A 24640-nucleotide genomic window follows, 5' to 3' on the forward strand; every position below is an offset into this window, starting at 1 on the left:
AAGGGGTCGGATGGATGATCCGCCCCTTGGCGTCGTGCCGCAGCACGACTTTGAATCAGCGATTGATCAATGCGATGACCGCATCGGTGATCTGGCGGGTGGTGGCCGTGCCGCCCAGATCGGGGGTATGCAGACCGCTTTCGGTCACGGCTTCGATGGCTGACATCAACTGCTTCGCCGCGGCTGGCTCGCCCAGGTGCTCCAGCATCATCGCCGCCGTCCAGAAGGTCGCGATCGGGTTGGCCACGCCTTTGCCAGTGATGTCGAAGGCCGAGCCGTGGATGGGTTCGAACATCGAAGGGAATCGGCGCGACGGGTTCAGGTTGGCGGTCGGGGCAATGCCCAGGCTGCCGGACAAGGCGGCGGCCAGGTCGGACAGGATATCGGCGTGCAGGTTGGTGGCGACAATCACATCCAGGGTCGAGGGTTTGAGCACCATGCGCGTGGTCACGGCGTCCACCAGTTCCTTGTCGATCTTCACATCCGGGAAGTCCTTGGCGACTTCGTAGAAGATCTCGTCCCACAGCACCATGCCATGGCGCTGGGCGTTGGACTTGGTGACCATGGTCAGGTGCTTGCGTGGCCGGCTTTGCGCCAGTTCGAAAGCGAAGCGGTGAATGCGCTCGACGCCGACCCGGGTGAACACCGACACTTCGGTGGCGACTTCTTCCGGCAGGCCCCGGTGCACTCGACCACCGTTGCCGGAGTACTCGCCTTCGGAGTTTTCCCGCACCACCACCCAGTCGATCTGGTCACCATTGAGCAGCGGGCTTTTCACCCCTGGCAGCACCCGGGCCGGACGCACGTTGGCGTATTGGTCGAAGCCCTGGCAGATCGGCAGGCGCAGGCCCCACAGGGAAATGTGATCCGGGACGTTGAGCGCACCGACGGCACCAAAGAAAATGGCGTCGAAGGTTTTCAGTTCGTCCAGCCCGCCTTCCGGGATGTAGTAGCCGTTTTTCAGGTAGTTATCCGAGTTCCAGTCGAAGTGTTTGAAATCCAGCTCGAAGCCGGATTTTTTCGACAGGGCTTGCAGCACCTCGACGCCGGCAGCGATCACTTCCACACCAATGCCATCACCGGGTACCGCAGCAATTTTGTATGCGCTCATGTCAACTCCACTCTCGTTGGGTTCTTGTTGTGCCTGTCGAACGGGGGTGTTCAATCAGGGTGTGAGCGGAGTATATGTAGTGAGCAAATGCGCGTGAGTTACCCAAAATAACTACATAGATGAATTTGAGTTACTAATGAGCCAGACCCTGGATTTGTCTTTTTTCTACCTGCTGGCCAATAAAGGCAGCCTGGCGGCAACAGCTCGGGAACTGGGCGTGACACCGCCGGCCGTGAGCAAGCGCCTGAGCGCACTGGAAGCACGGCTCGGCATCCGCCTGGTGAACCGCACCACGCGCTCGATGAGCCTGACCTCCGAAGGTGAACTGTATTTCTCCCACGCCGCCCGGATCCTGACGCAGATCGATGAGGTCGAGCAGCTGATCAGCAGCAGTCGGGTAACCCCCAAAGGCCTGATTCGCGTCAACGCCTCCCTGGGCTTCGGTCGCCGCTACATCGGCCCGGCCCTGGGCGCCTTCTTCGCCCAGTACCCGGAGGTGGAAATCCAACTGGAAATCACTGACCACCCGCTGGATCTGACAACCCACGGGTTTGACCTGGGGATTCGTTTCGGCACGCTGCCGGACGCGGCTTTCCATGCACGAAAGATCGCGTCCAATCGCCGCCTGTTATGCGCCTCGCCGCTGTACCTGGAAAAACACGGCGTGCCCCGACGCCTGGCGGATTTGCAGCAACACAACTGCATCTTCCTGCGCCAGAACGAAACGCCCTATGGCGTGTGGAGTTTCACCAACGGTGGACGCACGCAAAACATCAAGGTGCGCGGCGCCCTGGGCTGCAACGACGGGGAAGTGGCCCTGAACTGGGCGCTGGAAGGCCATGGCATTCTGCTGCGGGCCGAATGGGACATCGCCCGCTACGTGCGCAGTGGCCGCCTGCGCCTGGTGCTGGAGGATCAGACCCCCACCCGCGCCGATGTCTACGCGGTGTACCCGCAACAGCTGCACCTGTCGGCGCGGGTGCGCAGCCTGATCGATTTCCTGGTGGAGCGTTTCAAGCACATTGATCACCTGGAGGAAGCTGACGCTACCCGGGATTGAACAGGGTGGAGGCTACTTCGCGTCCCCACCCTGCGGCTTGTAAAACCGGAACAAGCCGATGTCCACCGTCCTGATGTACGCCCTGGACCAATCCGGCTTCACCGTGCGGTCGTGGAAATACAGCGCGCCGCGGGTGCGATCCGGCAGTTGCTTGTTCAGCGCCTTGCGCGCGATTTCCTTGGCAAGTGCGTAAGGCACCTCTTCCTGGACCGAATCGGAGCGTCCGTCACACCACCACGAGAACTGGCAGCTCTTGGTTTCGGAACCTTGCTTGACCACACCGCACACCGTATCCGGGAAACCCCCATGGCCCAGTCGGTTCATGACGACATTGGCCACCGCTTCCATGTCGGCGGAATTCTTGCCTTTGGCTTCCCAATAAATGGAACGGGCCAGGCAAGTGATCGCGTCATCCAGCGGCGCAGCGCCGGCACGGTCCACCGCCTGGACTTCAGACTGAGTGATGGCTTCGGTTTTGGTCGCGGGACTGCTGTTCTCTGCGGCTTTTTGCTCAAGCACCTCGGCCTTGTTCTCCGCCGCTTGTTGTTTTTGCTGTTGATCCGCGGCGATGACGGGACCGGCAAGCAGCATCATGGCAAGGCAGGTGGCTATCCAGTGGGGGCGCATGATCGAGATGACTCGGTGGGCAGTATCGTTCCAGTGTAGTAGTGAAATGATGGCAATCACGCCACCACCCTCTGAAAAATCCGTTGCCTGCGAGGGGGCAACTTCGCGCATTATGGCCGCAGTCCGTCCAAGGGGATTTTCATGCGCGTCCTATCATCCGTCAGCTGTCTTACCACGTTAACACTGAGTCTGTTGTGCGCCGTGAATGCGCTGGCGGCCGACGAGAAACAACTGATCGACTCGATCAACACCTACCGCAGCCAGTCGCAGCCGTGCGCGGGTCAGGCCTCACCGGAGTTGCCGCCGCTGGCGGGCGATCCACGGCTGGCGCTGTCCAACACCAGCATCGGCAATCTGCAGCAGGCCTTGGCGACGGCGGGTTATCCGATGGTCAATGCGCAGGCGATCAGTCTGTCCGGTCCCCGTGATGCGCAGTCGGCCATGACGGCGATTCGCCAGAGTTTCTGCCAGGTGGTGCTGGACCCGCAATTCGTCGACATCGGTGTCAGCCACCAGGACCGTGAATGGCGCATCGTGCTCGCCCGTCCGCTGTTGAGCAGGGGACTCGGCGATTGGCAAGCAGAAGGCCAGAAGTTGCTGGCCGAGCTCAATGTCGCCCGCAGCCGGGCACGCCAGTGCGGTACGCAATCCTTTGCCGCCACCACGCCACTGGCCTGGAACGCCACGCTGGCGACGGCGGCCGAGACTCACTCGCGCTCGATGGCCAACAACAACTACTTCGATCACAAGGACCGCGATGGCCGCACTCCGGGAGATCGGGCTGAACTGGCGGGTTACAGCGGCCAGCAGATCGGCGAGAACATCGCCGCAGGGCAAGACACCGTGCGCAAGGTGGTCGATGGCTGGGTGTCCAGTCCCGGTCACTGCGCGAACCTGATGAACCCAGGCTTCCAGGAGTTGGGCGCGGCCTATGCGGTTGATCCGAAGAGTGATTCGGGGATCTACTGGACGGCGATGTTCGGTACGCCATAAACACCCGCATATCCAAGACCCGGCACCGATCAATGTGGGAGCGGGCTTGCTCGCGAATGCGGTGTGTCAGTCGATGGAAATGTTGCCTGACACACCGCATTCGCGAGCAAGCCCGCTCCCACAAGGGATCCGGGCCAGCCTCATAACGAGTGTCCGTCATCGATTCCGTCGATCAACCGGTCATAACCAGTGATTGGACGCCCTGCCACGTTGCATTTAGTCTGCGCTCAACACATCCGTGAACAGCGCAGTCCCCATCAAGGCGGACTCCTGCGCAGGTAGCCCCATGATCGTCAGACCCAAACCCAACCTGATCAACATCCTGAGTGCGCTCAAGGGTTCGATCGCCAAGCGGATTGCCGTGCGCAGCCTGATGGTGACGTTGCTGGCCTGCGTCATCGTGCTCGTCGAAACCCTGCACCCCAGCTACTTCGCCAAGGTCAACGCCACACCTTTCACCTTGCTGGGTTTGTCCCTTTCGATTTTCATGAGCTTTCGCAACAACGCCTGCTATGACCGCTGGTATGAAGCGCGAAAAGCCTGGGGCGAAATGCTAGTCGCAATCCGCTCGATGATTCGTGAAACCCAAGTCATCAATTCTGTCGATCATTCAAATCATGAAGGCGAATTTTTTATTCTTCCCCGCGCCGGGCAAGATGTTGCCGATTCGACTATCGCGGAACAACTCTTCATGAATCTCAATTTTGCATTTGCCTGCATGATCGTGGTCTCGTTTGCCATTGCACTGGGTCACGGCTGATGGGCTGCGTCAGTTGAACAGGCTGCGTTAAACCGTTTGCACAATGCTGGGCATTGGGACCCTACCCATCAGCGATGCGCCGAGCGAGCCGTTCGTCTCATCGGGTTTGCGCTGTCAATATTTCGCAACCTTACTGCTAGGGTGGCACGGCAGCATCAGGAGTTCGGCGCCCTTGTACAGACGGCCGTGCACAAAAACGTGGTGGTTCGATTTTCTGTGCATCGAGGAAAATCGGCACGGCAGTCGCGTTCTGCGATCAAGGCTGTGAAAGCAAGCGCCGTGTCTGCCGGAGAACGCCATGCGCCCTTATGCCATCCTGACACTGCTTGTTGCACTGTGGGCCTTGTGTCATTTGTGGCTGGTGGTTCTTGGCAAAATTCGACGCAAGGCGGTCGATCGTCGAGAAAGAACGACGCGTACCGGCAGCCTGACAGTGCTCAAGCGCATCCGACATCTATCGTGGATAGGGGCCATCATCATTGGCACCGTGGTCCTGCTCCTCCGGGCATGCCGTTTCCTGGCCACAAGCACCCATGTCGTACCCCAAGCGGTCATTGACCCGGCACAGTCGATCCATGGGGTAATCCGGGAGATCAGCCAATACGGCACACTGCTGGGCATCCTCGGTTTACTCGGCGTCGGCCTTTCGTTGTATTTTGCGGCGCGCCAGGCGCGCATGCTGTCCAGCGAACAATCGGGCAAAGACCAAGGCAGGGTGAGACAGCCTCTGCCCTATGTCGCCACCGCTCTGCTCATTCTTTCCCTGATTGGCTGGTGCGCCGAACCACTGGCCCGCAGCATGCAGTTGATGATCAACAACCTTCGGATGAATGCGGCAGATCAACAAGCGCAACGGGACATGGAAGAAGTGCTGTCCGCCATGCCCCTGCTAAAGAATCCCAACGCCGCCCCTGTCTATCCAGATGCTGCTGCCCCCGCCGTCCAGGCCGCCACCCGGCTTTTCGTACGGGCAGCCCTCAGTGATATGACCCGCAGCACGGCCTTTGAGCAATGGGTACAGGTCACCCGTTCAAACCGCAACGAGTCCGAATTTGTCCGTGCAGCCTTGACCGGTCAGCGCATCGAAATGTCTGCCTCTGCCGACAGCGCGACGAAAGTCCGGCGCGAGGTCGCAGCGACGCTCGGCGATGGTATCGAGGACAAGGCAGGCATTGTCAAAGCCCAACAACAGATCGAGCAGGCAATAGCCCCCTCTGTCGCTCGCCTTGAACAGAAAAACCCGACTCTCTTAGCACAATTGACCGCAGTGCTCGAACAGCGCTATGGCACCCCGCTCGCCCCCCTGGATGCCCAGGGACAACTGATTGCACACGTGCTGGACCAGGCCTTTGGGCCAGTCGTCGCCATACCCACGACAGAATTGGGCAGACAAGCTCAAACACTGGTTAAAGACCTGGGTAGGGATGCCGTCAGAACCTGGACGCAAACCTGGGCAAAGCACTGGGTGACCGAAGCACTCATCAGTTCTGCCCCGCCCGGTGTGCTTGCCGTGGCGGCGCGTCAGGCCTCCTTTGAAGCCACAAACGACACTCGCAACCTGGTCAGGTCGCTGATGGCGGCCGACGGCCAGGGCTGGACACCAAGCCCCGAAGCCCTGCGTGAAGCGACAATCGCCGAGGCGGTCAGCGCCAAGGTCGCCGAGTTTCACCCGCCCCCGATGCAAGCAGTATTGCAAGAACGTCTGGATGGCTATGATCCACTGCTCCCTGGGGCCACTGACTTCGAAGTGGCTTCAAGTGGCTTGCGCGTCCGGCAAGTATTGATCGGCCAGGACACTTACCCTCAAGGGATCGATGCCAACCAGATTCGCTGGACCCTTCAACCGGCAACAGGCAACACAACCACCAAAGTCATCCTGGAGATCATGTCGAATGATCGATGGGTAAATCTTGGCGTCCATGATGCGGCCATCGTCAACCAGGCAATGCGCTACGCAGCGGATGGTCGAGTGGTGGCCGTGATGAGTGCGCCCGGTGACGGGAAGTTGATCAGCCGTGTGACTTATACTCATCCCGTGCTGACCGATACACCGCTGGGCTGCAGGGTGGCTGAGGCAGATCGGCTGCTCGACACGTTCACCGCCTCCTACGCGCCCCCCGGCAACATGCCCGATGTATCGGGTCCAGGCCTGCCGGATCAGTACCGGCTGGCTGAAGATCACACCCCACAGTTTCGGGAGCGTCGAGTCTCGGCAGGACCAGACTGGGCATGGATGAAACGCTCCCCTGACCCTCTTGGAGATATTGAGATTTGGGTCCACACCACCTTTTCACTCAGGCGTGGGCTGGATCCCGAAAAGGTTGCCGGCGAAGCGAGGGTAACTGCAGTGGAATTCCCTGCGCGGGGACTCCAGCCATTGCGCCAGCGAGTAGCGAACCGTCTGCCAGGTTATTTGAAAGCCCAATTGAACAGCCCTTCGTACGACGACTTCATGGCGCCGCTGGAAGACTTCGTGCTATTGCAGCGCTTTTTTCGTACAGCGTTGGCAGGGGGTCTTGGACAAGACTTCCCGCTGATTCAGCTGATAACGCTGGAGCGCGCCACACGCAACTACGTCCCCTACCAGCCAACAATCCGCTGGGAAGAAGTACCTGAGGCCAGGCTGATGGAAGTTCTGCAACAGGCAGATCCCGAAGCGCAGGAAAGTTACAAGCGTTGGTATCAGGATTATTATTTTCGATTGGCGACCAACCAGGCAGTGTGTGATCGCGTGTCGAGATGACAGAGGTCATCCAGGGCTGCCGCTCGCCCCCACCCCGGCCCAGAACGCCTCGGCAAACGGACTGATCGGCGCCAGCGGTCGCGTCAGGTGAATGTCCAGCGGGATATCCCAGCTTTCATCGAAAGCCCTGACCAGCCGGCCATCGACCACTTCCTGTTCCGTCAGGCTCCTGGACAGCCAGGCCACCCCTTTGCTTTCCAGCGCCATGGACATCAGCACGGCGGCGAGGTGGCTGCTGAACAGCGGTTTGAGGTGCAGGCAATCTTCCTTGCCTTGCAGGCGATGCGCGACGATCCGGCCGAGTCCGGATTCCTCGGTGTAAGCCAGGTACGGCAGCGACGCCGGGGATGAGCCGAAATGGGCCGAAGCACCGACCAGTGGAACGAGCACGTCCTCGCCGATTTTCCGGCTGACGAACTGATCGGGCGCCAGCAGCGGCGGAACGTCCGGGTGACGATGGCACAGCAGGAACTGCACCTGCCCCTGGACCAGCATCTGTTCACAGACCACCATGCTGTCGGAATGCAGGCGTACGGCCTCGATCGGCGTGCCCTTTTCCGCGTTTCTGAGCCAGCGCGGGAAGAAGGTGAAAGACAGCGAATGGGTCGCCGCGAACTGCAGGGTCTTGGCCGCCATGCCGGCGACTTCCTGCGCTTCGCTGCGCATCCGGTACAGGCGTCTGGTGCTTCCTGGGCGCTGGGCAGCATTTGCTTCCCCGCTTCGGTCAGCGTCGCCCCTTGCGGCGTGCGGATGAACAGCTCGACCCCCATCCAGTTCTCCAGTGAACGGACCCTGCGGCTGAAGGCCGGCTGGGTCACATGGCGAGCTTCAGCGGCGCGAACAAAGCTGCCGTACTCCGCCAACGCGGCAAAATCTTCAAGCCAGACGAGTTCCAAGGGCAATGCCTCCTGAGCATAGGGCGCGGCATTAATAGCATTGGGCGGGGGTCATCGCAAAGCTTAACGTGGGGCCCTCAACAACAAGAGGACCACGCCATGCGTATTGTCGACATCCGTGAAAAAACCGTTTCCATTGCCTCCCCCATCGCCAACGCCTACATCGATTTTTCGAAGATGACCTGCTCGGTGGTGGCAGTCATCACGGACCAGATTCGCGACGGCAAACCCGTCATCGGCTACGGCTTCAACTCCAACGGTCGCTACGGCCAGGGCGCGCTGATGCGCGATCGCTTCCTGGCGCGCCTCACCGAAGCCGATCCCGATACGCTGATCGACAAAGAGCACGACAACCTCGACCCGTTCGCCATCTGGAAAGCCCTGATGACCAACGAAAAGCCAGGCGGCCACGGCGAACGCTCGGTCGCGGTCGGCACGATCGACATGGCGGTGTGGGACGCCGTCGCCAAGATCGAAGGCAAGCCGTTGTATCGCCTGCTGGCCGACCGTTACCGTAACGGTGTGGCCGACGACAAGGTCTGGGTCTATGCCGCCGGCGGTTACTACTACCCGGGCAAGGACGACACCAAGTTGCAGGACGAGATGCGCAGCTACCTGGACCGTGGCTATGACGTGGTCAAGATGAAAATCGGCGCCGCGCCCCTGGCTGACGATATCCGCCGGATCGAGGCGGTGCTCAAGGTCGTGGGCGACGGCCGGCGCCTGGCGGTCGACGCCAACGGCCGGTTCGATCAACAGACCGCGATTGCCTACGCCGAAGCCCTCAAACCCTACAACCTGTTCTGGTACGAAGAAGCTGGCGACCCGCTCGACTACGCCCTGCAGGCCGAGCTGGCGAACCACTACGAACTGCCGATGGCCACCGGCGAAAACCTGTTCTCCCACCAGGATGCGCGCAACCTGTTGCGCCACGGCGGCATGCGTCCTGACCGCGACTACGTGCAGTTCGACTGCGCCCTGTCCTACGGCCTGGTGGAATACATGCGCACCCTGAAAGTGATGGAAGACCTGGGCTGGTCGTCGCGCCGCGTGGTGCCCCACGGTGGCCACCAGATGTCGCTGAACATCGCCGCCGGCCTGCACCTGGGCGGTAACGAATCCTATCCGGACGTGTTCCAGCCATTCGGCGGTTTCGCTGACGGGATTCGCGTGGAGAACAGCTACGTCGGGCTGCCGGACATTCCGGGAGTCGGGTTCGAAGCCAAGTCCGCGCTGTACGCCGTCATGCGCGAACTCGGCGAAGGCTGATCAGCGACAACGACGGCTGCATTGCGCAGCCGTCGTTTGATGGCGTCTGCCGATGACGCCACGCCGACCACAACAATAAAATGAGGTGCATCCGTGGAAACGTCCAAGTCCCGCTGGTATGGCCAGCTGTATGTGCAAGTGCTGATCGGTATCGTGATCGGCGCCATTTTCGGATACCTGGTGCCCGACATGGGGGCCAAGTTGCAACCCTTCGCCGACGGCTTTATCAAGCTGATCAAAATGCTCCTGGCGCCCATCATCTTCGGCACGGTCGTGGTCGGGATCGCCAAGATGGGCAGCATCAAGGAAGTTGGGCGGATTGGCGTCAAGGCGCTGATCTACTTCGAGATCCTGTCGACCATCGCCCTGGTCATCGGCCTGATCGTGGTCAATGTGATGAAGCCCGGCGTGGGCATGAACATCAACACCGCCACTCTGGATGCCGGCGCGATCGGCAAGTACGCCCAGGTCGCCCAGGAACAGGGCGGCACCGTAGATTTTTTCCTCAACATCATCCCCGGCACCTTTATCGATGCGTTCGCCAAAGGCTCGATGCTGCAGGTGATCCTGCTGTCGGTGTTGATGGGCGTGGCCCTGGTGCAGATGGGTGAGGCCAGCAAACCGCTGATCAACATCATCGACCTGTTCCTGCAAGGCCTGTTCAAGATCGTCGCCATGGTCATGCGCCTGGCCCCGATCGGTGCGGGCGCCGGCATGGCGTTCACCATCGGCAAATACGGCATCGGCACCTTGTGGTCGCTGGGGCATCTGCTCATTGCGCTGTATGCCACCACCCTGCTGTTCATCATCGTCGTGCTGGGATCGATCGCGCGATGGTCGGGCATGCCCCTGATGCTGTTCCTGCGTTACTTCAAGGACGAGATTCTGGTCACGCTCGGGACCTGCTCCACCGAAGCGGTGCTGCCACGCATGATGGTCAAGCTGGAAAAGCTCGGCTGCAAAAAATCGGTGGTGGGCATGGTGCTGCCGACCGGCTACACCTTCAACGCGGATGGCACCTGCATCTACCTGACCATGGCGGCGATCTTTGTCGCCCAGGCGACCAACACGCCACTGACGCTGATGGACCAAGCCGTATTGCTGGGCGTCATGCTGCTGACTTCCAAAGGCTCTGCCGGGGTTGCCGGCGCCGGGTTTGTCACCCTCGCGGCGACGCTGACCACCATCCACACCATCCCGCTGGTGGGCCTGGTATTGCTCCTGGGCATCGACCGCTTCCTCAACGAAGCGCGCGCGGTGACCAACCTGATCGGCAATGGCATTGGCACGATCGCCATCGCCAAGTGGGATGGCTCATTTGATGTAGCGACCTGCGAGCGTGAAATCGCCGAGATGAAAGCGCAAAAGGTCGCGCGCAAAGCGCTGGCGACACAGTCGTAAGCCAGTGCCGAGAGGCGGTAGCCAATGTCCGCCTGCACCCACCCCCGATACTGCCCGACATCGCCCGACGCGCTGTCGGGCATTGCCGTTTGACGGTAACCAAACGAAGTAATGGTTTAGCGCCTTATACCTGTTGCAACACCGCGGCCACGTTAATTTACCGCCGGTCGCTAAATGCCCCTGTCAGAAAACTCGCGAAAACTTCGTGATCTAGTCTGAGTGCAAAGTTCGGCTGGAGATTGCTCGATGCCATTGGCTGAAGAACGCAAACCCGAGCGCCGCAAGGAAACCCGGCTGTTTCTCTTTCTTGTCGTCTGCCTCTTCCCGCTGCTGTCGGTTGCCATTGTCGGCGGCTACGGCTTCCTCGTCTGGTTTTTTCAGATGCTCTACGGACCACCGGGCCCTCCCAACTGATAGCCATTGCTCAAGGCCTATTGGAGCCAGCACATGGACGAAGCTCTGCACATTGCCAGTCTTGTCGTACTTGCCCGACCTGAATTGTTCGACGCCGTCAAAGCCAACCTGCGTCTGCTGGACGGTCTGGAACTGCACCAGGAAAGTGCTGCCGGAAAACTGGTGGTGGTCCTTGAGGCCGTGCACGAAAGCCAGATTCTGCAACGCATCGAACAGATCAACAACCTGCCGGGCGTGCTCAACGCCGCGTTGATCTACCACGAACTCCTCGAACCCGAAGGAGATATCGAATGAGCATGACCCGCCGCGAATTCGTCAAAGCCCAGGCCGCCGCCATTGCAGCCGCCGCTGCTGGCCTGCCGATTGTTACCGACGCCAGCAATCTGGTGACCGAAGCGGACATGGTCACCCTGGACTGGAACAAGGCGCCCTGCCGTTTCTGCGGCACCGGATGCAGCGTGATGGTCGCGACCCGGGACAACCGGGTGGTCGCCACCCATGGCGACGTCAAGGCCGAGGTCAACCGTGGACTGAACTGCGTGAAGGGTTATTTTCTGTCGAAGATCATGTATGGCGTCGATCGCCTGACCCAACCGCTGTTGCGCATGAACAATGGCCAGTACGACAAGCAGGGCGAATTCCAGCCGATCAGCTGGGAGAAGGCCTTCGACATCATGGAACTCAAGTTCAAGCAAGCCTTGAAGAGCAAAGGGCCCGGATCGGTCGGCATGTTCGGTTCCGGGCAATGGACGGTGTGGGAAGGCTATGCCGCCAACAAGCTGATGAAAGGAGGCTTTCGCAGCAATAACATCGACCCCAACGCCCGGCATTGCATGGCCTCGGCGGTAATGGGCTTCATGCGCACCTTTGGCATGGATGAGCCGATGGGGTGCTATGACGACATCGAAGCCACCGATGCCTTCGTGCTCTGGGGCTCGAACATGGCCGAGATGCACCCGGTGCTCTGGAGCCGGGTCACCGACCGGCGCCTGAGCCAGCCTCACGTGAAAGTCGCCGTGCTGTCGACCTTCGAGCATCGCAGCTTTGAACTGGCCGACATCCCCATGGTGTTCAAGCCGCAGACCGACCTGATGATCCTCAACTACATTGCCAACCACATCATTGAAAGCGGCGCGGTGAACCAGGACTTCATCAGCAGGCACACCCGGTTTGCCCAAGGCGCCGATGACATCGGGTACGGCCTGCGCCCTGACGATCCACGGGAAAAGAACGCGAAGAATGCCGCCAAGGCCAACACCTGGACGGATATCTCCTTCGAACAGTACGCCGCGTTCGTCAAACCCTACACCCTGGAGCGAACCGCCAGGGAGACCGGTGTCCCGGTTGAACGCCTCAAAAGCCTGGCCGAGTTGTATGCCGACCCCAAACGCAAGGTCGTGTCGTTCTGGACCATGGGTTTCAACCAGCACACGCGCGGCGTCTGGGCCAACAACCTGATCTACAACATCCACTTGCTCACGGGCAAGATCAGCGAGCCGGGCAACAGCCCGTTTTCGTTGACCGGTCAACCTTCGGCCTGTGGTACGGCGCGCGAGGTCGGGACGTTCTCCCACCGCTTGCCCGCCGATCTGGTCGTGACCAACCCCAAGCACCGCGCCATCGCCGAAAAAATCTGGAAGCTGCCCGCCGGCACCATCCAGGAGAAACCCGGTTTTCATGCGGTAGAACAGAGCCGCATGCTCAAGGACGGCGTGCTCAACGTCTACTGGACCCAGGCCAGCAACAACATGCAGGCCGGGCCGAACATCATGCAGGAAGTCCTGCCGGGCTGGCGTAACCCGGACAACTTCGTGATTGTCTCCGATGTCTACCCCACCGTATCCGCCCAGGCCGCCGACCTGATCCTGCCCAGCGCCATGTGGGTGGAAAAGGAAGGTGCGTTTGGCAATGCCGAACGGCGTACGCAATTCTGGCATCAATTGGTGACCGCCCCCGGGGACGCCAAGTCGGACCTGTGGCAGTTGCTGGAGTTTTCCAAGCGTTTCACCACCGACGAGACCTGGCCTGCCGAGTTGTTGGCCAAGGCCCCTGAATACAAGGGCAAGACCCTGTTCGAGGTGCTGTTCAAAAATGGCCAGGTCGACCAGTTCCCCGTCGAGCAACTGCAAGCCGGCTACAAGAACGATGAAGCCAAGGCCTTCGGTTTCTACCTGCAAAAAGGTTTGTTCGAAGAGTACGCCCAATTCGGCCGCGGCCACGGCCATGACCTGGCCACGTTCGACCTATACCACAGCGAACGAGGCCTGCGCTGGCCGGTGGTCGACGGCAAGGAAACCCGCTGGCGTTATCGCGAGGGACTGGACCCCTACGTGGAGAAAGGCAGCGGGGTGCAGTTCTACGGCCACCCGGACAAGAAGGCGATCATCTTCGCCCTCCCCTACGAGCCGCCGGCCGAAGCCCCGGACGCCGATTACCCGTTCTGGCTGAGCACCGGCCGCGTGCTCGAACACTGGCATACCGGCACCATGACCCAACGCGTCGAAGAACTGTACAAAGCGGTGCCGGACGCGCTGGTCTACATGCACCCCGACGATGCCAAGGCATTGAAGGCGCGGCGCGGCAGTGAAGTGAAGTTGATCAGCCGGCGCGGTGAAATCCGCGCGCGCATCGAAACCCGCGGGCGTAACAAACCGCCGCAAGGGCTGGTATTCGTGCCGTTTTTCGATGCCAACAAGCTGATCAACAAGGTCACGCTCGACGCCACCGACCCGATCTCCAAGCAAACCGACTACAAAAAATGTGCGATACGCATCGAGTTGATCAGCGTGGCCTGAGGAGAACCGTCATGCCTTTTCGAATCCTGCCGTTGCTCCTGCTCGCTGCGATCGGCGTGGTGATGGCTGCAGACGTCGACTACCCGCTCGATGCCTCCGGGCCGGACGGGCGCCGGCCCGGTGGCACCTTGACCCAGAGCATGCCGGCCCCGCCCATCGCCAACGAAGAAAACAAGGACCTCAAGCGCGAACGCAATTACCCGGACCAGCCGCCCACCATCCCCCACAGCATTCGCGGTTATCAAATCGACATGAACGGCAACAAGTGCCTGTCTTGTCACAGCCGTGCCAACAGCGCACGGAGCCAGGCGACGATGATCAGCATCACCCATTACATGGACCGCGACGGCCAGGCGCTGGCGGCGGTGTCACCGCGTCGGTACTTCTGTAACCAGTGCCATGTGCCGCAAACAGACGTGTTACCCCTGGTGGGCAACAACTTCGAGACCATCGACAAAATATTGCAAGACGACGCCAACGCCGCGCGCAAACCCTGAGGAGGCAAGATGAAAGCACTGTTCGCCCTGCTCAAGGACTACTGGGGCATCCTGCGTCAGCCGAGCCTCTACTACAGCCTGGGCTTTCTGACGCTTGGGGGCTTTATCGCCGGGATCATTTTCTGGGGCGGTTTCAACACGGCGCTCGAGTTGACCAATACCGAGAAATTCTGCGTTTCCTGTCATGAAATGCGTGACAACGTCTTCGTCGAACTCAAGGACACGATCCACTACACCAACCGCTCCGGTGTGCGCGCCAGTTGCCCGGACTGTCACGTGCCCCACGAATGGACCCACAAAATCGCGCGCAAGATGCAGGCTTCGAAGGAGGTCTGGGGCAAGATCTTCGGCACCATCGACACCCGCGACAAATTTGTCGCCCTGCGCCGCGAGCTGGCCGAACACGAGTGGGCCAGGCTCAAGGCCAACGACTCTCGCGAATGCCGCAACTGTCACAACTTCGAGTTCATGGACTTTACCCGCCAAGGCAAACGCGCCGCAGCCATGCACTCCACATCCCTGGCCAAGGGTGAAGCCACCTGCATCGACTGCCACAAGGGGATTGCTCACAAGCTGCCGGACATGAGCGGGGTCAAGGGCTGGTAGATTCCAGCGCCCGCAAAGCCGTAATGTCCGTAATGCGGTAATGCGGTAATGCGGTTCACTGTAGGAGCGAGTTTGCTCGCGATGGACTCAAGTGCGACGCGTTCATTCAGACAGCACGCGTTATCGTTGTCGCCCATCGTCGGAACGCCGCCCGGAGCAAGCTTGCTCCTACAGCATTATGGGCAAGCTGCGCCTGCGCGTTGCATCGACTGAGCCTGTTGCGCCTGTTCGATACAAACCTTGCACATGCAGGGGCTTGCCATTACACACTTCATCTTTTGAATCACTTTGGCATACCGCCATCACTTGTTCACCGAGGAAAATAGAAATAAAACAACTCTGGAATTAATCACCACGACAATCACACTTGGCCAAGGACTGGAATACAGGTGCCTATATGAAAAGGAATACATACTCGACACTGCTGCTGATGGGTTTACTTTCAGGGGCAGGCATCGACACCGCCGTTTCCAGTCCGGAAAAGGCGCCTCAGGTATTGATAATAACAAAAGGTAATGGTGGTGATGCCAACGGTGCCGCCGGCCTGATAGCTGAATGGCCCTCGAAAAAACCGGACCTGGTCAATTTGTCCGACACACCGCCCAACCTTATTGATATGGAAAAATACAGTTGCATCCTGCTCATTGGGCAAGGCGCCGTTGGCGAGATGTTGCTGAGTGATAACAGAAAAAACTTGATCGCCGTCAAAAAAATTGGCATGTATTCACATTTGATTGACGCGCCCATCATGCAATTTCTAAAAGAGGATCACACTCAGTCGCCTAATGTATTTTTTCTAAAATCACAAGTTTCCCTGTTAAGATTCAAAGACCTGGCGTTATTCAAAAAGCTCAACCAGATGGAAGATCATCATCTTTGGAGCACTTCCCTAGCTATTCGAAGTACTCGCAACGCGATCCCTTCGCCCGCTCACTCCCCCTTTCTGGATATGGACAACATCATCTGGCTGGGCGGAAACTACACAACATCTTCAGGTGCTCGGAGAATACTCACCGATGAAGAAATCCTCGACAGCCTAAGCAATCTTCACAGCACTATCAAACGAGGCTCCTCAGTGGCTTTGATGTTAATGCCGAGGCTTTTCAAGCCAGACGCAAACCTCGAAGACAAACTCGCCCTTCTTGGAAAAATAGCCTTTGCTTATTCTGATACGGCATTTCGTTTCTATGCCAACACCTCAATGGCCAACGAGCTCAACACCGTTGAAACACCCGTACATGAATCTCCACCCTACGATGAGTTAATGACGCTACCCTGGGGGAAAACGCAGCATTTTGCTTCAGCAGACCAGTACAATCTTTTCGCCGATTTAAACGCTGACGCTAAAAGCGTAGCGCCTTTTTTATTAGACCCCTTTGATGCAGAGCAAACACTCTACGCCATCAATTTCATCGATAAAAGTGACACTAGAAGTATGCGTCAGGCGATCCTTTCGCAGGGTTGCAAGGGTATGCATACGCAATGACTGACTCGTTGCGCTACTCGACCGCCACGCAGAATCAGCGCATGCGTTCCGTCCCACTCGGCGCAGATTTCTTGCCCGCAGGTCGATATGCCTATTGATCAGGCACTGGGTGTAATATCCAGAAACCCGAATGCAGGGTTAATCACCATAAATTCGAGATGACGTTGCCACCTGTCGGCCGCTTGTCGCAGAGCGCGTCACTTTTGCAGTCGAGGAGCGGTAATGATGGCGAAACTCCAGGTGGCGAAACCCGCCGCGGGACGTTCGGCAAATGAACGACGGCCGGTGAAAACCGTGGGTTTTCTGGTCATCCCCAACTTCACCACCATCGGCTTCGCCTCCGCCGTGGAGACCCTGCGCATGGCCAATATGGCGGCGCGTGAACCGATGTTTCGCACGGTCATCATCGCCGCCAGCCTGGACCCGGTCACGGCCAGCAACGGCATGCGAATCCTGCCCGACTACGCCATCACCGATGCACCCAAGCTCGACATCCTGTTCGTGGTCGGATCCAACCCGATCGTTTCCAACCACAGCAGTCGACCCCTGCTCAATTGGCTGCGCAAGCTGGCGCACGATCAGGTGCCGCTCGGCGGGATTTGCACGGGAAGTCACTTGCTGGCACGTGCCGATCTGCTCAAGGGCTATCGCTGCACCATTCATTGGGAAGACATCGAAGCGCTGAAGGAGCGTTTCCCGGGGATCATCATTTCCAACCAGCTGTTCGAACTCGATCGCGACCGCTACACCTGCTCCGGCGGCGTGGCCTCAATGGACATGACCCTGCAGTTGATCGCCCGCGAACCGGGCGGACGGGACATCGCCGCCCATGCGGCCGAGTTGCTGCTGTGTGACCGGGTACGGGGCGCGAAGGAGCAACAGCGTGTGCCGTTGCGGCAGAAACTGGGCACTTCGCAACCCAAGCTCAGCCAGATGGTAGCGATCATGGAGGCCAATCTTGAGGAACCGGTGGGCCTTGAAGAGTTGGCGCGGTTGAACGAGGTGTCAGTGCGGCAACTGGAGCGCCTGTTTCACAAGCACCTGCAACGCACGCCGAGCCAGTACTACCTGGAACTGCGTCTGTCACGGGCGCGGCAATTGCTGCTGCGCAGCGAGTCGCAAGTGCGCGATATCGCCCTGGCATGCGGCTTTGTGTCCCCGGCGCACTTCTCCAAATGCTACAGCCGGTTTTTCGGCGTATCGCCCATTGGTGAGCGCAAGCAAGTGGCTGCGGTGCATTGATTGGGTGGGGCGGGTTTGCGATGGTGGGTCGGTATTCAATATTGATGTCGGCTGGAATGGCCTCTTCGCGGGCAAGCCCGCTCCCACAGGGTGCAGTGTTGTACACAAGACCTCGGCCCGACACCAATCCACTGTGGGAGCGGGCTTGCTCGCGAAGACGGACTGACATTCAACATTGATGGCGGCTGGAATGGCCTCTTCGCGGGCAAGCCCGCTCCCACAGGGTGCAGTGTCGTACACAAGACCTCGGCCCGACACCAATCCACTGTGGGAGCGGGCTTGCTCGCGAAGACGGACTGACATTCAACATTGATGTCGGCTGGAATGGCCTCTTCGCGGGCAAGCCCGCTCCCACAGGGTGCAGTGTCGTACACAAGACCTCGGCCCGACACCAATCCACTGTGGGGCTTGCTCGCGAAGGCGTCCGTGAGATCGCCATCGCAGGCAAGCCGTGTTCACTGTTGGCAGTGCGACTCAGTCCTGCAAAGCCTTATGCGCCGTTTCGCGACTCGCCAGCATCGCAACCAGCGCCACCGCCGCTGCCGCCAGCAGATACCAGGCCGGGGCCATTTTGTTGCCGGTCAGCTGGATCAGCCAGGTCGCGATAAACGGCGCGGTACCGCCGAACACCGCATTGGCGATATTGAAGCTGAAAGCAAAACCACTGAAGCGCACCCGGGTCGGGAAGATCTCGGCGAGGAAACACGGCAAGGTGCCGTCGTTCATCGCCAGGATCGCGCCGAAGGCGATCTGGATCATCAGAATCACCATCAGCGGCTGGTTCTCCAGCATGCCGAACAGCGGGAATGTCAGCGCCAGGAACAATACCGAAGCGGTCAGCAGCATGGTCTTGCGGCCAAAGCGGTCCGACAGCTTGCCCATCAGGAAAATCAACCCGATATAGGTCGCCAGCGACACCGTCGACGCCATGAACGAATCGCTCTCGCTCATGCCCATTTCGGTGGACAGGTAGGTGGGCATGTAGCTGAGCAACAGATAGAAGGCCACCGCGTTCAGGCAGGTCACGCCGATCCCTATCATCACGCTGCGCCGGTGCACGGTCAGCAATTCGCGAACCGGTGCATGGGTCGCGCACTCCTTGGCTTCCAGGCGTTTTTCCATCTCCAGGAATTTGGGTGTGTCTTGCAGACTCATGCGGATATAACGCCCCACCAGGCCGAACGGTGCCGCCAACAGAAACGGCAGGCGCCAGCCCCAGCTGTGCAAATCCTCGACACTCATCCAGGCATGCAGACCGGCCACGAACACTGCGCCGAACAGCAGGCCGGCCGCGGTACTCGCCGGAACGATGCTGGTGTACAAACCGCGCTTGCCCTCGGGGGCGTACTCGGCGAGAAAGGCCGACGCCCCGGCGTATTCGCCGGAAGCGGAAAAGCCCTGGAACAGGCGGATCAGCAACAACAAGGCAGGCGCCCACAGGCCGATATGGTTGTAGCTGGGCAGAATGCCGATGCAGAAGGTCGACACCGACATGATCAGAATCGACCAGGATAACGCACTGCGCCGCCCATACTTGTCACCAAAGTGCCCCCAGACCAGTCCCCCCAGCGGGCGCACGATAAACGACAGCGCGAACACCGCGAAGGTCGCCAGCAGCGCCGTCGCCTTGTCGGTCTGCGGAAAAAACGTCAGGGCGATGACCGTTGCCAGGTAACCATAGGCCGCATAGTCGAACCACTCGACGAAGTTGCCCATGAAGCTGGCACTGGCCGCGCGGCGCAAGGCCTTGCGCTCGGAGGTCAGCTCACGTTGCTGTTCCAGGGGGGACGTCAGACTTGCGCTTTGGGTGCTCATTGCGCACCTCCGGTGGTTGAGGTGCGGTGATCGGGATGGAAAGTCGGGACATGGATCATGGCAAAACCCCTCTATTGTTTTACTTGGCAGGGTTATGGATCTGTAGATGCTGCGCGTTCTGGAGCGCGTATGCATCAGTTGCAAAAAAAACGCCGCACAGCTTCACTGCGCGACGCGCGGTCTTATTTCTTGATGATGTTGTGTTCCGGACCATACGGAAAATGGGTGATGTTTTCCCCGCCCAGCTCGTTGACGATCAGGATGTCGTGCTCGCGATAACCACCGGCACCCGGCAGGCCTTCGGGCAGCATGATCATCGGCTCGATGGACACCACCATCCCCGGCTCCAGCACCGTGTCGATGTCTTCGCGCAGTTCCAGCCCGGCTTCGCGGCCGTAGTAATGGCTCAGCGTGCCGAACGAGTGGCCGTAGCCGAAGGTGCGGTATTGCAGCAGATCGTGCTCCAGGAAAATCTCGTTCAGTTGCAGCGCGATATCGCAGCAGCGCATGCCCGGCTTGATCAGTTTCAGACCGGCCTCATGCACCTTGACGTTGACCTCCCACAAGCGCAGATGCTCGTCGGAACAGTGATCCAGGAACAGGGTGCGTTCCAGCGCGGTGTAGTAGCCGGCGATCATCGGGAAGCAATTGAGGCTGAGGATGTCGCCCTTGTTGACCTTGCGCGAAGTCACCGGGTTGTGCGCGCCGTCGGTGTTGATGCCGGACTGGAACCAGGTCCAGGTGTCCATCAGTTCGGAGTCGGGGAAGGTGCGGGCAATTTCGCGCACCATCGCCTGGGTCGCATGCAGGGCCACTTCATATTCCGGCACCTGGTCACGCAAGGCTTCGACGATGGCCGCGCCACCGATGTCCGCTACGCGGGCGCCGTGGCGAATGATCGCGTGCTCTTCGGCGGACTTGATCATGCGCATGCGCATGCAGGGTGCCGCGACGTCCACCAGTTCGGCCTGGGGATAACGGCTGGCGAGCTTGTCGCGATTGAGCAGGTTCAGGTGGTCGAATTCGATTCCGATCCGCCCGGCCTTGGGCAAGGCTTGCTGAATCGCGACGAAGTAGTTGTCACGCTGCCAGTCGGTATAGACGATGTTTTCCGTGCCGACGGTCCGGCGCCAAGGCTGGCCGCCATCGATGTTGGCGCTGATGGTGACGGCGCTGTCCTGGGTCACCACCAGTGCGTACTGACGGCCAAAGGAGCAATACAGGAAATCACTGTAGTAGTTGATGTTGTGATACGAGGTGAAGACCGCTGCGTCAATATCGTTTTGCGCCAGGTAAGCCCGCAATTTGGCCTGGCGATTGGCATATTCCTGAGCCGAGAAGGTCGGAGTCACTTTTTCGCCATTCTTGATCTGGATGGTTTTCGGCATTTGCATGTCATTTATCCTTGTCAGTGATTGCAACAGAAGGCGCCACTCTGGCGGGCCGCTGAAGATCATTCGAACAGATGCAAAGCGAGGTTTTTTGCGCGAATCCGACCTGTAGTTGGTCAGATCCGCTCTTTGGCAAGCGCCCCTCCAACTCATCCGCCAAAAACAACAATGCCCCCGTCGGACGGAGGCATTGGTTCAGAGCTTCACGCTCCCACATCGATTGGGGTTGAGCCATGGACTTGTGATCGACACAGCACCCTGTGGGAGCGGGCTTGCCCGCGAAGAGGCCATCCGCCCCGGCATCATTGTTGAATATAAGTCCGCCTTCGCGGGCAAGCCCACAGGGTGCTGTGTCGATCGCAGGATCAAGGCTCGACGCCAGTTCATTGGAGCGAGCCTACCCGCGAAGGCGGTGGTTCAGCAGACATTGGTGGTGAATGTTCAACCGCTTTCGCTGCGCTGCGGCGATCCGACAAGCCAGCTCTCATAGAACAAAATTTATCTCATTGATTTTTAAGATAAATTATTTGCCGATTTATCGGCATGTTCTCTGCGCGAAAGCGCAGCCTCTTGGCAGGCTGGGCGGCCTCCTACAGGGGATCAGTGTCGAGCACAAAACCTGTGTCCAATGAAAATCTACTGTAGGAGCTGGCTTGCCAGCGAAGAGGCCGGCACATTCAAAATAGAGGCCGACTGACACCCCGCTATCGCGCGCAATTTCCCACCCACATCCTCCCGCGGATGCGCGCCGAAATACTGGCGATAGCAGCGAGCAAAATGCTGCAGCGAGACAAACCCGCACTCGTGGACAACCTCCACCATCGATAGCTCACCGGCCTGCAGTAACTGACGCGCCCGCTGCAAGCGCAACTCCAGATAATGCCGAGACGGCGAACACCTCAGACTTGCAGATGGCAGGCTATCGGGAGCGGTTCGAAGCTGAACGGATGCTTCACCATCAGTGGCAGTCATCGCCAATAATCGACATTATCGTGCGCAAGCCTGCCGAACCGCGGCGAACCCTCCCATGGAGTCAAACTGTGAAAAGGATTTGTTTTGCTGCTCTCGCCTTGACCGTGTTTTTTGCGCTGGCAAGCCCGGTGTCGGCTGATACACCCTCTCTTGATGCCGCTCGCACGCTCGTCGCCAAGGCACACATGGGCAGTAATCTCCGTGCCCTTGCACTATTGGCAGCGCAGAGAACGGTCACCTACGCGATGATCGCTTCAAAGCTGGGAAGCTCCGGAGCAAGCAGTGCCATAACTGAGCAGATCAACGCATTGCTGCCGCAGTACCAGCCTGACTGGGACGAGAATCTTGCGCAGGCCTATGGAAAGTCATTCTCTGCAAAAGAGTTGTCCTCGCTCGCGGCTGAAGGTCGCGCCTCGAAATACATGGGGAAAGTGAAAGCACAGCAATCCGCTATCGGTGGCGAGATGCAGGCGAACTCCAAACCCATCCTGATCGCTCTGGTCACCGAGGCGCTCAAGGCGACTCTGGCCAAGCACGCCTTGTAAGGCTGTGATGTTACGAGCGCAATACGCCAATCGCCCGCCGATACTTTTCAACGCGCTCCAGATCGTCCCAGGACGGCTGTTCAATCCGCGATAAATCGCTATTCTCTTCAAGGTCCGCCAGTTTGACTACGCGGCCAATCGGGTTCAGCGCCGCGCGTTCGACGAATGCCTCATAGGACTCGCCCGGCACTTTGGTCACCGACGCGATAGCCTCCAGCACCGTTTCGCTGAAGCCTTCCTTGCGCAGGTCATCCAGACTGATGCCGCAGTCTTCGACCACGTCATGCAGCACCGCAACGATGCGTTCTTCCAGGGTGCTGACCCGCAGCATGACTTTCAGCGGATGCAGGATATAAGGCGATCCGCCCTTGTCGACTTGCCCTTCATGGGCGTTGGCAGCGATGGCAATGGCGCGTTCCAGTGTTTGAGTCATCTCGCGGTTCCCCGGTTTGAATGCCTGAATGAAGTAGAGGCGGCTTGAGCCCTTCCCGACTTGATCAGTTTGACTCAGGGCTTGAGCACCACAAAGCCTTCCTCAAGCGCCGAGGCGACAATATCTCTGCATCAGTTATTTATACTCAAATGCCAGCTTAATAATATTTTACCGAAACCTGAGTGATCCCTAGTCTTGAGCCCAAGAAATGGCAGGCCGTTAGCGACCTAAATCCAACTTCGAAGGGTATAGAGATGACCACCGAAAAAATAAAAACAGATACGCTGATTGTTGGCGCCGGTCAGGCTGGCGTGGCCATGAGTGAACACCTGAGCAAACTCGGCGTACCGCACCTGGTGCTGGAGCGCAGCCGTATCGCCGAGCGCTGGCGCACTGGGCGCTGGGATTCGCTGGTGGCCAACGGGCCGGCCTGGCACGACCGTTTTCCCGGCCTTGAGTTTGACGATCTGAGCCCCGACGGCTTTGCCCCGAAAGAGCGGGTAGCCGATTATTTCGAAGCCTATGCGAAGAAGTTCAAGGCTCCGATCCGCACCGGCGTCGACGTGAAGAAGGTCGAGCGCAATGTCGGTCGCCCGGGCTTCACCATTGAAACCTCCGACGGCGTGATCGAGGCCAACCGTGTCGTGGCCGCCACCGGGCCTTTCCAGCGGCCGGTGATTCCGCCGATCGCGCCCAAGGATCAGCCCTTCCTGCAGATTCACTCCGCCGACTACCGCAATCCGGCGCAACTGCCCGAAGGTGCTGTGCTGGTGGTCGGCGCGGGTTCGTCCGGTGTGCAGATCGCCGATGAATTGCAGCGTGCCGGCAAGAAAGTCTACCTCTCGGTCGGCGCCCACGACCGCCCTCCTCGTGCCTATCGCAACCGGGATTTCTGCTGGTGGCTGGGTGTGCTCGGCGAATGGGATCAGGCGGCGATGAAACCGGGCCGGGAACACGTGACCATCGCGGTGAGTGGCGCCCATGGCGGCCGCACCGTGGACTTTCGCGGCCTGGCCCATCGCGGCATGACGCTGGTGGGCCTGACCCAAGCGTTCAATGGCACCGTGGCGACTTTCCAGGCGAATCTGGCCGAGAACCTGGCGCGTGGCGATGAGAACTACCTGGCGCTGCTCGATGCCGCCGATGCCTACATCGAACGCAATGGCCTGGACCTGCCGCAAGAACCGGAAGCGCGCCACACCTACCCGAATCCGGAATGCGTGACTCAGCCCATTCTGGAACTCGACCTGGCCAAGGCCGGCGTGACCTCGATCATCTGGGCCACCGGATTTGCCACCGACTACAGCTGGTTGAAGGTCGACGCCTTCGACGACAACGGCAAGCCGCAGCATCAGCGCGGTGTGTCGAGCGAGCCTGGGGTGTATTTCCTCGGCCTGCCGTGGCAGTCCCGTCGCGGTTCCTCGTTCATCTGGGGCGTTTGGCATGACGCCAAGTATGTGGCTGATCACATCGCCATCCAGCGCTCATACCTTGAATACCGCGACCCCTTGCAGCGCGAGGCTGAATCCGTCCCGGTCGCCCATAAAACCACTGTCAGTGCTTAAGACTTTTCAGGAGCTTCAG

The 24640-nt window shown here is 59.4% G+C and carries 20 protein-coding genes and 2 pseudogenes; 15 read left to right on the forward strand and 7 right to left on the reverse strand.

All coding sequences use genetic code 11. From position 1 onward, the window contains the following. Positions 1–55: 55 nt before the first annotated feature. Positions 56–1111: a tartrate dehydrogenase gene (locus F8N80_RS23995; protein WP_150747409.1), complete on the reverse strand. Its 1056-nt coding sequence runs from the start codon at positions 1109–1111 to the stop codon at positions 56–58. 136 nt (positions 1112–1247) lie between these two features. Between F8N80_RS23995 and F8N80_RS24000 the strand changes: the two genes are divergently transcribed. Further along, positions 1248–2171, forward strand: a complete 924-nt coding sequence (locus F8N80_RS24000; RefSeq protein WP_150784827.1) for a LysR family transcriptional regulator — start codon at positions 1248–1250, stop codon at positions 2169–2171. Between the two features lie 12 nt (positions 2172–2183). Here the strand turns inward: F8N80_RS24000 and F8N80_RS24005 are convergent, their stop codons facing one another. Next, a complete protein-coding gene (locus F8N80_RS24005; protein ID WP_150784844.1) occupies positions 2184–2798 on the reverse strand; it encodes a cell wall hydrolase in 615 nt (204 codons plus the stop codon). Between the two features lie 141 nt (positions 2799–2939). On the opposite strand from F8N80_RS24005, the gene F8N80_RS24010 reads away from it, so the two are divergent. The 3 genes and pseudogenes from F8N80_RS24010 to F8N80_RS24025 all read left to right on the forward strand — a co-directional run bounded on the left by F8N80_RS24010 (position 2940) and on the right by F8N80_RS24025 (position 7294). Continuing rightward, positions 2940–3791 carry a CAP domain-containing protein gene (locus tag F8N80_RS24010; protein WP_150784828.1) on the forward strand — a complete coding sequence of 284 codons (852 nt, stop codon included), beginning with the start codon at positions 2940–2942 and terminating at the stop codon, positions 3789–3791. A gap of 286 nt (positions 3792–4077) precedes the next feature. Continuing rightward, a pseudogene (locus tag F8N80_RS24020) lies at positions 4078–4392 on the forward strand (bestrophin family ion channel); the annotation flags it as partial. A gap of 457 nt (positions 4393–4849) precedes the next feature. After that, the gene (locus tag F8N80_RS24025; RefSeq protein WP_150784829.1) at positions 4850–7294 is read left to right on the forward strand and encodes a hypothetical protein; all 2445 of its coding nucleotides are present in this window, start codon (positions 4850–4852) and stop codon (positions 7292–7294) included. 6 nt (positions 7295–7300) lie between these two features. Here F8N80_RS24025 and F8N80_RS24030 read toward each other — a convergent pair. Further along, positions 7301–8190, reverse strand: a pseudogene (locus F8N80_RS24030) (LysR family transcriptional regulator). Between the two features lie 99 nt (positions 8191–8289). Between F8N80_RS24030 and F8N80_RS24035 the strand changes: the two are divergent. The 9 genes from F8N80_RS24035 to F8N80_RS24075 all read left to right on the forward strand — a co-directional run bounded on the left by F8N80_RS24035 (position 8290) and on the right by F8N80_RS24075 (position 17900). Next, on the forward strand, positions 8290–9459 hold the full coding sequence (locus F8N80_RS24035; RefSeq protein ID WP_150784830.1) for a mandelate racemase/muconate lactonizing enzyme family protein: 1170 nt from the start codon (positions 8290–8292) through the stop codon (positions 9457–9459). Positions 9460–9552: 93 nt separating this feature from the next. After that, positions 9553–10860 (forward strand): C4-dicarboxylate transporter DctA, encoded by a 1308-nt coding sequence (gene dctA, locus F8N80_RS24040; protein WP_150784831.1) that lies wholly within the window; start codon positions 9553–9555, stop codon positions 10858–10860. A gap of 246 nt (positions 10861–11106) precedes the next feature. Beyond that, on the forward strand, positions 11107–11274 hold the full coding sequence (gene napE, locus F8N80_RS24045) for a periplasmic nitrate reductase, NapE protein (RefSeq protein WP_064677494.1): 168 nt from the start codon (positions 11107–11109) through the stop codon (positions 11272–11274). A 33-nt stretch (positions 11275–11307) separates the two neighbouring features. Next, the gene (locus tag F8N80_RS24050) at positions 11308–11568 is read left to right on the forward strand and encodes a chaperone NapD (protein WP_033059994.1); all 261 of its coding nucleotides are present in this window, start codon (positions 11308–11310) and stop codon (positions 11566–11568) included. Further along, positions 11565–14069 carry a nitrate reductase catalytic subunit NapA gene (napA, locus tag F8N80_RS24055; protein ID WP_150784832.1) on the forward strand — a complete coding sequence of 835 codons (2505 nt, stop codon included), beginning with the start codon at positions 11565–11567 and terminating at the stop codon, positions 14067–14069. Before F8N80_RS24050 ends, napA begins: the two co-directional genes overlap by 4 nt. Before the next feature lie 11 nt (positions 14070–14080). Continuing rightward, on the forward strand, positions 14081–14566 hold the full coding sequence (locus F8N80_RS24060; RefSeq protein ID WP_150784833.1) for a nitrate reductase cytochrome c-type subunit: 486 nt from the start codon (positions 14081–14083) through the stop codon (positions 14564–14566). A gap of 9 nt (positions 14567–14575) precedes the next feature. Further along, entirely contained in the window at positions 14576–15172 is a 597-nt protein-coding gene (locus F8N80_RS24065; protein ID WP_150784834.1) for a cytochrome c3 family protein, read from the forward strand. 367 nt (positions 15173–15539) lie between these two features. Further along, a complete protein-coding gene (locus F8N80_RS31730; protein WP_150784835.1) occupies positions 15540–16658 on the forward strand; it encodes a hypothetical protein in 1119 nt (372 codons plus the stop codon). Positions 16659–16883: 225 nt separating this feature from the next. After that, the gene (locus tag F8N80_RS24075) at positions 16884–17900 is read left to right on the forward strand and encodes a GlxA family transcriptional regulator (RefSeq protein ID WP_150747417.1); all 1017 of its coding nucleotides are present in this window, start codon (positions 16884–16886) and stop codon (positions 17898–17900) included. Positions 17901–18374: 474 nt separating this feature from the next. Here F8N80_RS24075 and F8N80_RS24090 read toward each other — a convergent pair whose 3' ends face one another. The 3 genes from F8N80_RS24090 to F8N80_RS24100 all read right to left on the reverse strand — a co-directional run bounded on the left by F8N80_RS24090 (position 18375) and on the right by F8N80_RS24100 (position 22078). Next, entirely contained in the window at positions 18375–19715 is a 1341-nt protein-coding gene (locus tag F8N80_RS24090; RefSeq protein WP_150784836.1) for an MFS transporter, read from the reverse strand. A 182-nt stretch (positions 19716–19897) separates the two neighbouring features. Then, positions 19898–21109 carry a M24 family metallopeptidase gene (locus tag F8N80_RS24095; RefSeq protein ID WP_150747397.1) on the reverse strand — a complete coding sequence of 404 codons (1212 nt, stop codon included), beginning with the start codon at positions 21107–21109 and terminating at the stop codon, positions 19898–19900. Positions 21110–21742: 633 nt separating this feature from the next. Continuing rightward, entirely contained in the window at positions 21743–22078 is a 336-nt protein-coding gene (locus F8N80_RS24100; protein WP_440131195.1) for a helix-turn-helix domain-containing protein, read from the reverse strand. Here F8N80_RS24100 and F8N80_RS24105 point away from each other — a divergent pair. After that, on the forward strand, positions 22018–22623 hold the full coding sequence (locus F8N80_RS24105) for a hypothetical protein (protein ID WP_224790758.1): 606 nt from the start codon (positions 22018–22020) through the stop codon (positions 22621–22623). The two genes, F8N80_RS24100 and F8N80_RS24105, sit on opposite strands and share 61 nt — an antisense overlap. Before the next feature lie 10 nt (positions 22624–22633). On the opposite strand, the gene F8N80_RS24110 is transcribed toward F8N80_RS24105, so the two are convergent. Then, the gene (locus F8N80_RS24110; RefSeq protein ID WP_150784837.1) at positions 22634–23056 is read right to left on the reverse strand and encodes an HD domain-containing protein; all 423 of its coding nucleotides are present in this window, start codon (positions 23054–23056) and stop codon (positions 22634–22636) included. 254 nt (positions 23057–23310) lie between these two features. On the opposite strand from F8N80_RS24110, the gene F8N80_RS24115 reads away from it, so the two are divergent. Further along, positions 23311–24621 (forward strand): flavin-containing monooxygenase, encoded by a 1311-nt coding sequence (locus tag F8N80_RS24115; protein WP_150784838.1) that lies wholly within the window; start codon positions 23311–23313, stop codon positions 24619–24621. The last annotated feature ends 19 nt before the right edge of the window (positions 24622–24640 follow it).

The sequence above is a fragment of the Pseudomonas fluorescens genome, from assembly GCF_902497995.1.
In the GTDB taxonomy this organism is placed as follows: Bacteria; Pseudomonadota; Gammaproteobacteria; order Pseudomonadales; family Pseudomonadaceae; genus Aquipseudomonas; species Aquipseudomonas fluorescens_BK.

Excerpts from the sequence above, each read along its gene's own strand:
- F8N80_RS23995 (WP_150747409.1), bottom strand. The coding sequence starts at position 1,111 with ATGAGCGCATACAAAATTGCTGCGGTACCCGGTGATGGCATTGGTGTG.
- F8N80_RS24000 (WP_150784827.1), top strand. The coding sequence starts at position 1,248 with ATGAGCCAGACCCTGGATTTGTCTTTTTTCTACCTGCTGGCCAATAAA.
- F8N80_RS24005 (WP_150784844.1), bottom strand. The coding sequence starts at position 2,798 with ATGCGCCCCCACTGGATAGCCACCTGCCTTGCCATGATGCTGCTTGCC.
- F8N80_RS24010 (WP_150784828.1), top strand. The coding sequence starts at position 2,940 with ATGCGCGTCCTATCATCCGTCAGCTGTCTTACCACGTTAACACTGAGT.
- F8N80_RS24025 (WP_150784829.1), top strand. The coding sequence starts at position 4,850 with ATGCGCCCTTATGCCATCCTGACACTGCTTGTTGCACTGTGGGCCTTG.
- F8N80_RS24035 (WP_150784830.1), top strand. The coding sequence starts at position 8,290 with ATGCGTATTGTCGACATCCGTGAAAAAACCGTTTCCATTGCCTCCCCC.
- napE (WP_064677494.1), top strand. The coding sequence starts at position 11,107 with ATGCCATTGGCTGAAGAACGCAAACCCGAGCGCCGCAAGGAAACCCGG.
- F8N80_RS24050 (WP_033059994.1), top strand. The coding sequence starts at position 11,308 with ATGGACGAAGCTCTGCACATTGCCAGTCTTGTCGTACTTGCCCGACCT.
- napA (WP_150784832.1), top strand. The coding sequence starts at position 11,565 with ATGAGCATGACCCGCCGCGAATTCGTCAAAGCCCAGGCCGCCGCCATT.
- F8N80_RS24060 (WP_150784833.1), top strand. The coding sequence starts at position 14,081 with ATGCCTTTTCGAATCCTGCCGTTGCTCCTGCTCGCTGCGATCGGCGTG.
- F8N80_RS24065 (WP_150784834.1), top strand. The coding sequence starts at position 14,576 with ATGAAAGCACTGTTCGCCCTGCTCAAGGACTACTGGGGCATCCTGCGT.
- F8N80_RS24075 (WP_150747417.1), top strand. The coding sequence starts at position 16,884 with ATGGCGAAACTCCAGGTGGCGAAACCCGCCGCGGGACGTTCGGCAAAT.
- F8N80_RS24090 (WP_150784836.1), bottom strand. The coding sequence starts at position 19,715 with ATGAGCACCCAAAGCGCAAGTCTGACGTCCCCCCTGGAACAGCAACGT.
- F8N80_RS24095 (WP_150747397.1), bottom strand. The coding sequence starts at position 21,109 with ATGCAAATGCCGAAAACCATCCAGATCAAGAATGGCGAAAAAGTGACT.
- F8N80_RS24105 (WP_224790758.1), top strand. The coding sequence starts at position 22,018 with ATGGCAGGCTATCGGGAGCGGTTCGAAGCTGAACGGATGCTTCACCAT.
- F8N80_RS24100 (WP_440131195.1), bottom strand. The coding sequence starts at position 22,078 with ATGACTGCCACTGATGGTGAAGCATCCGTTCAGCTTCGAACCGCTCCC.
- F8N80_RS24110 (WP_150784837.1), bottom strand. The coding sequence starts at position 23,056 with ATGACTCAAACACTGGAACGCGCCATTGCCATCGCTGCCAACGCCCAT.
- F8N80_RS24115 (WP_150784838.1), top strand. The coding sequence starts at position 23,311 with ATGACCACCGAAAAAATAAAAACAGATACGCTGATTGTTGGCGCCGGT.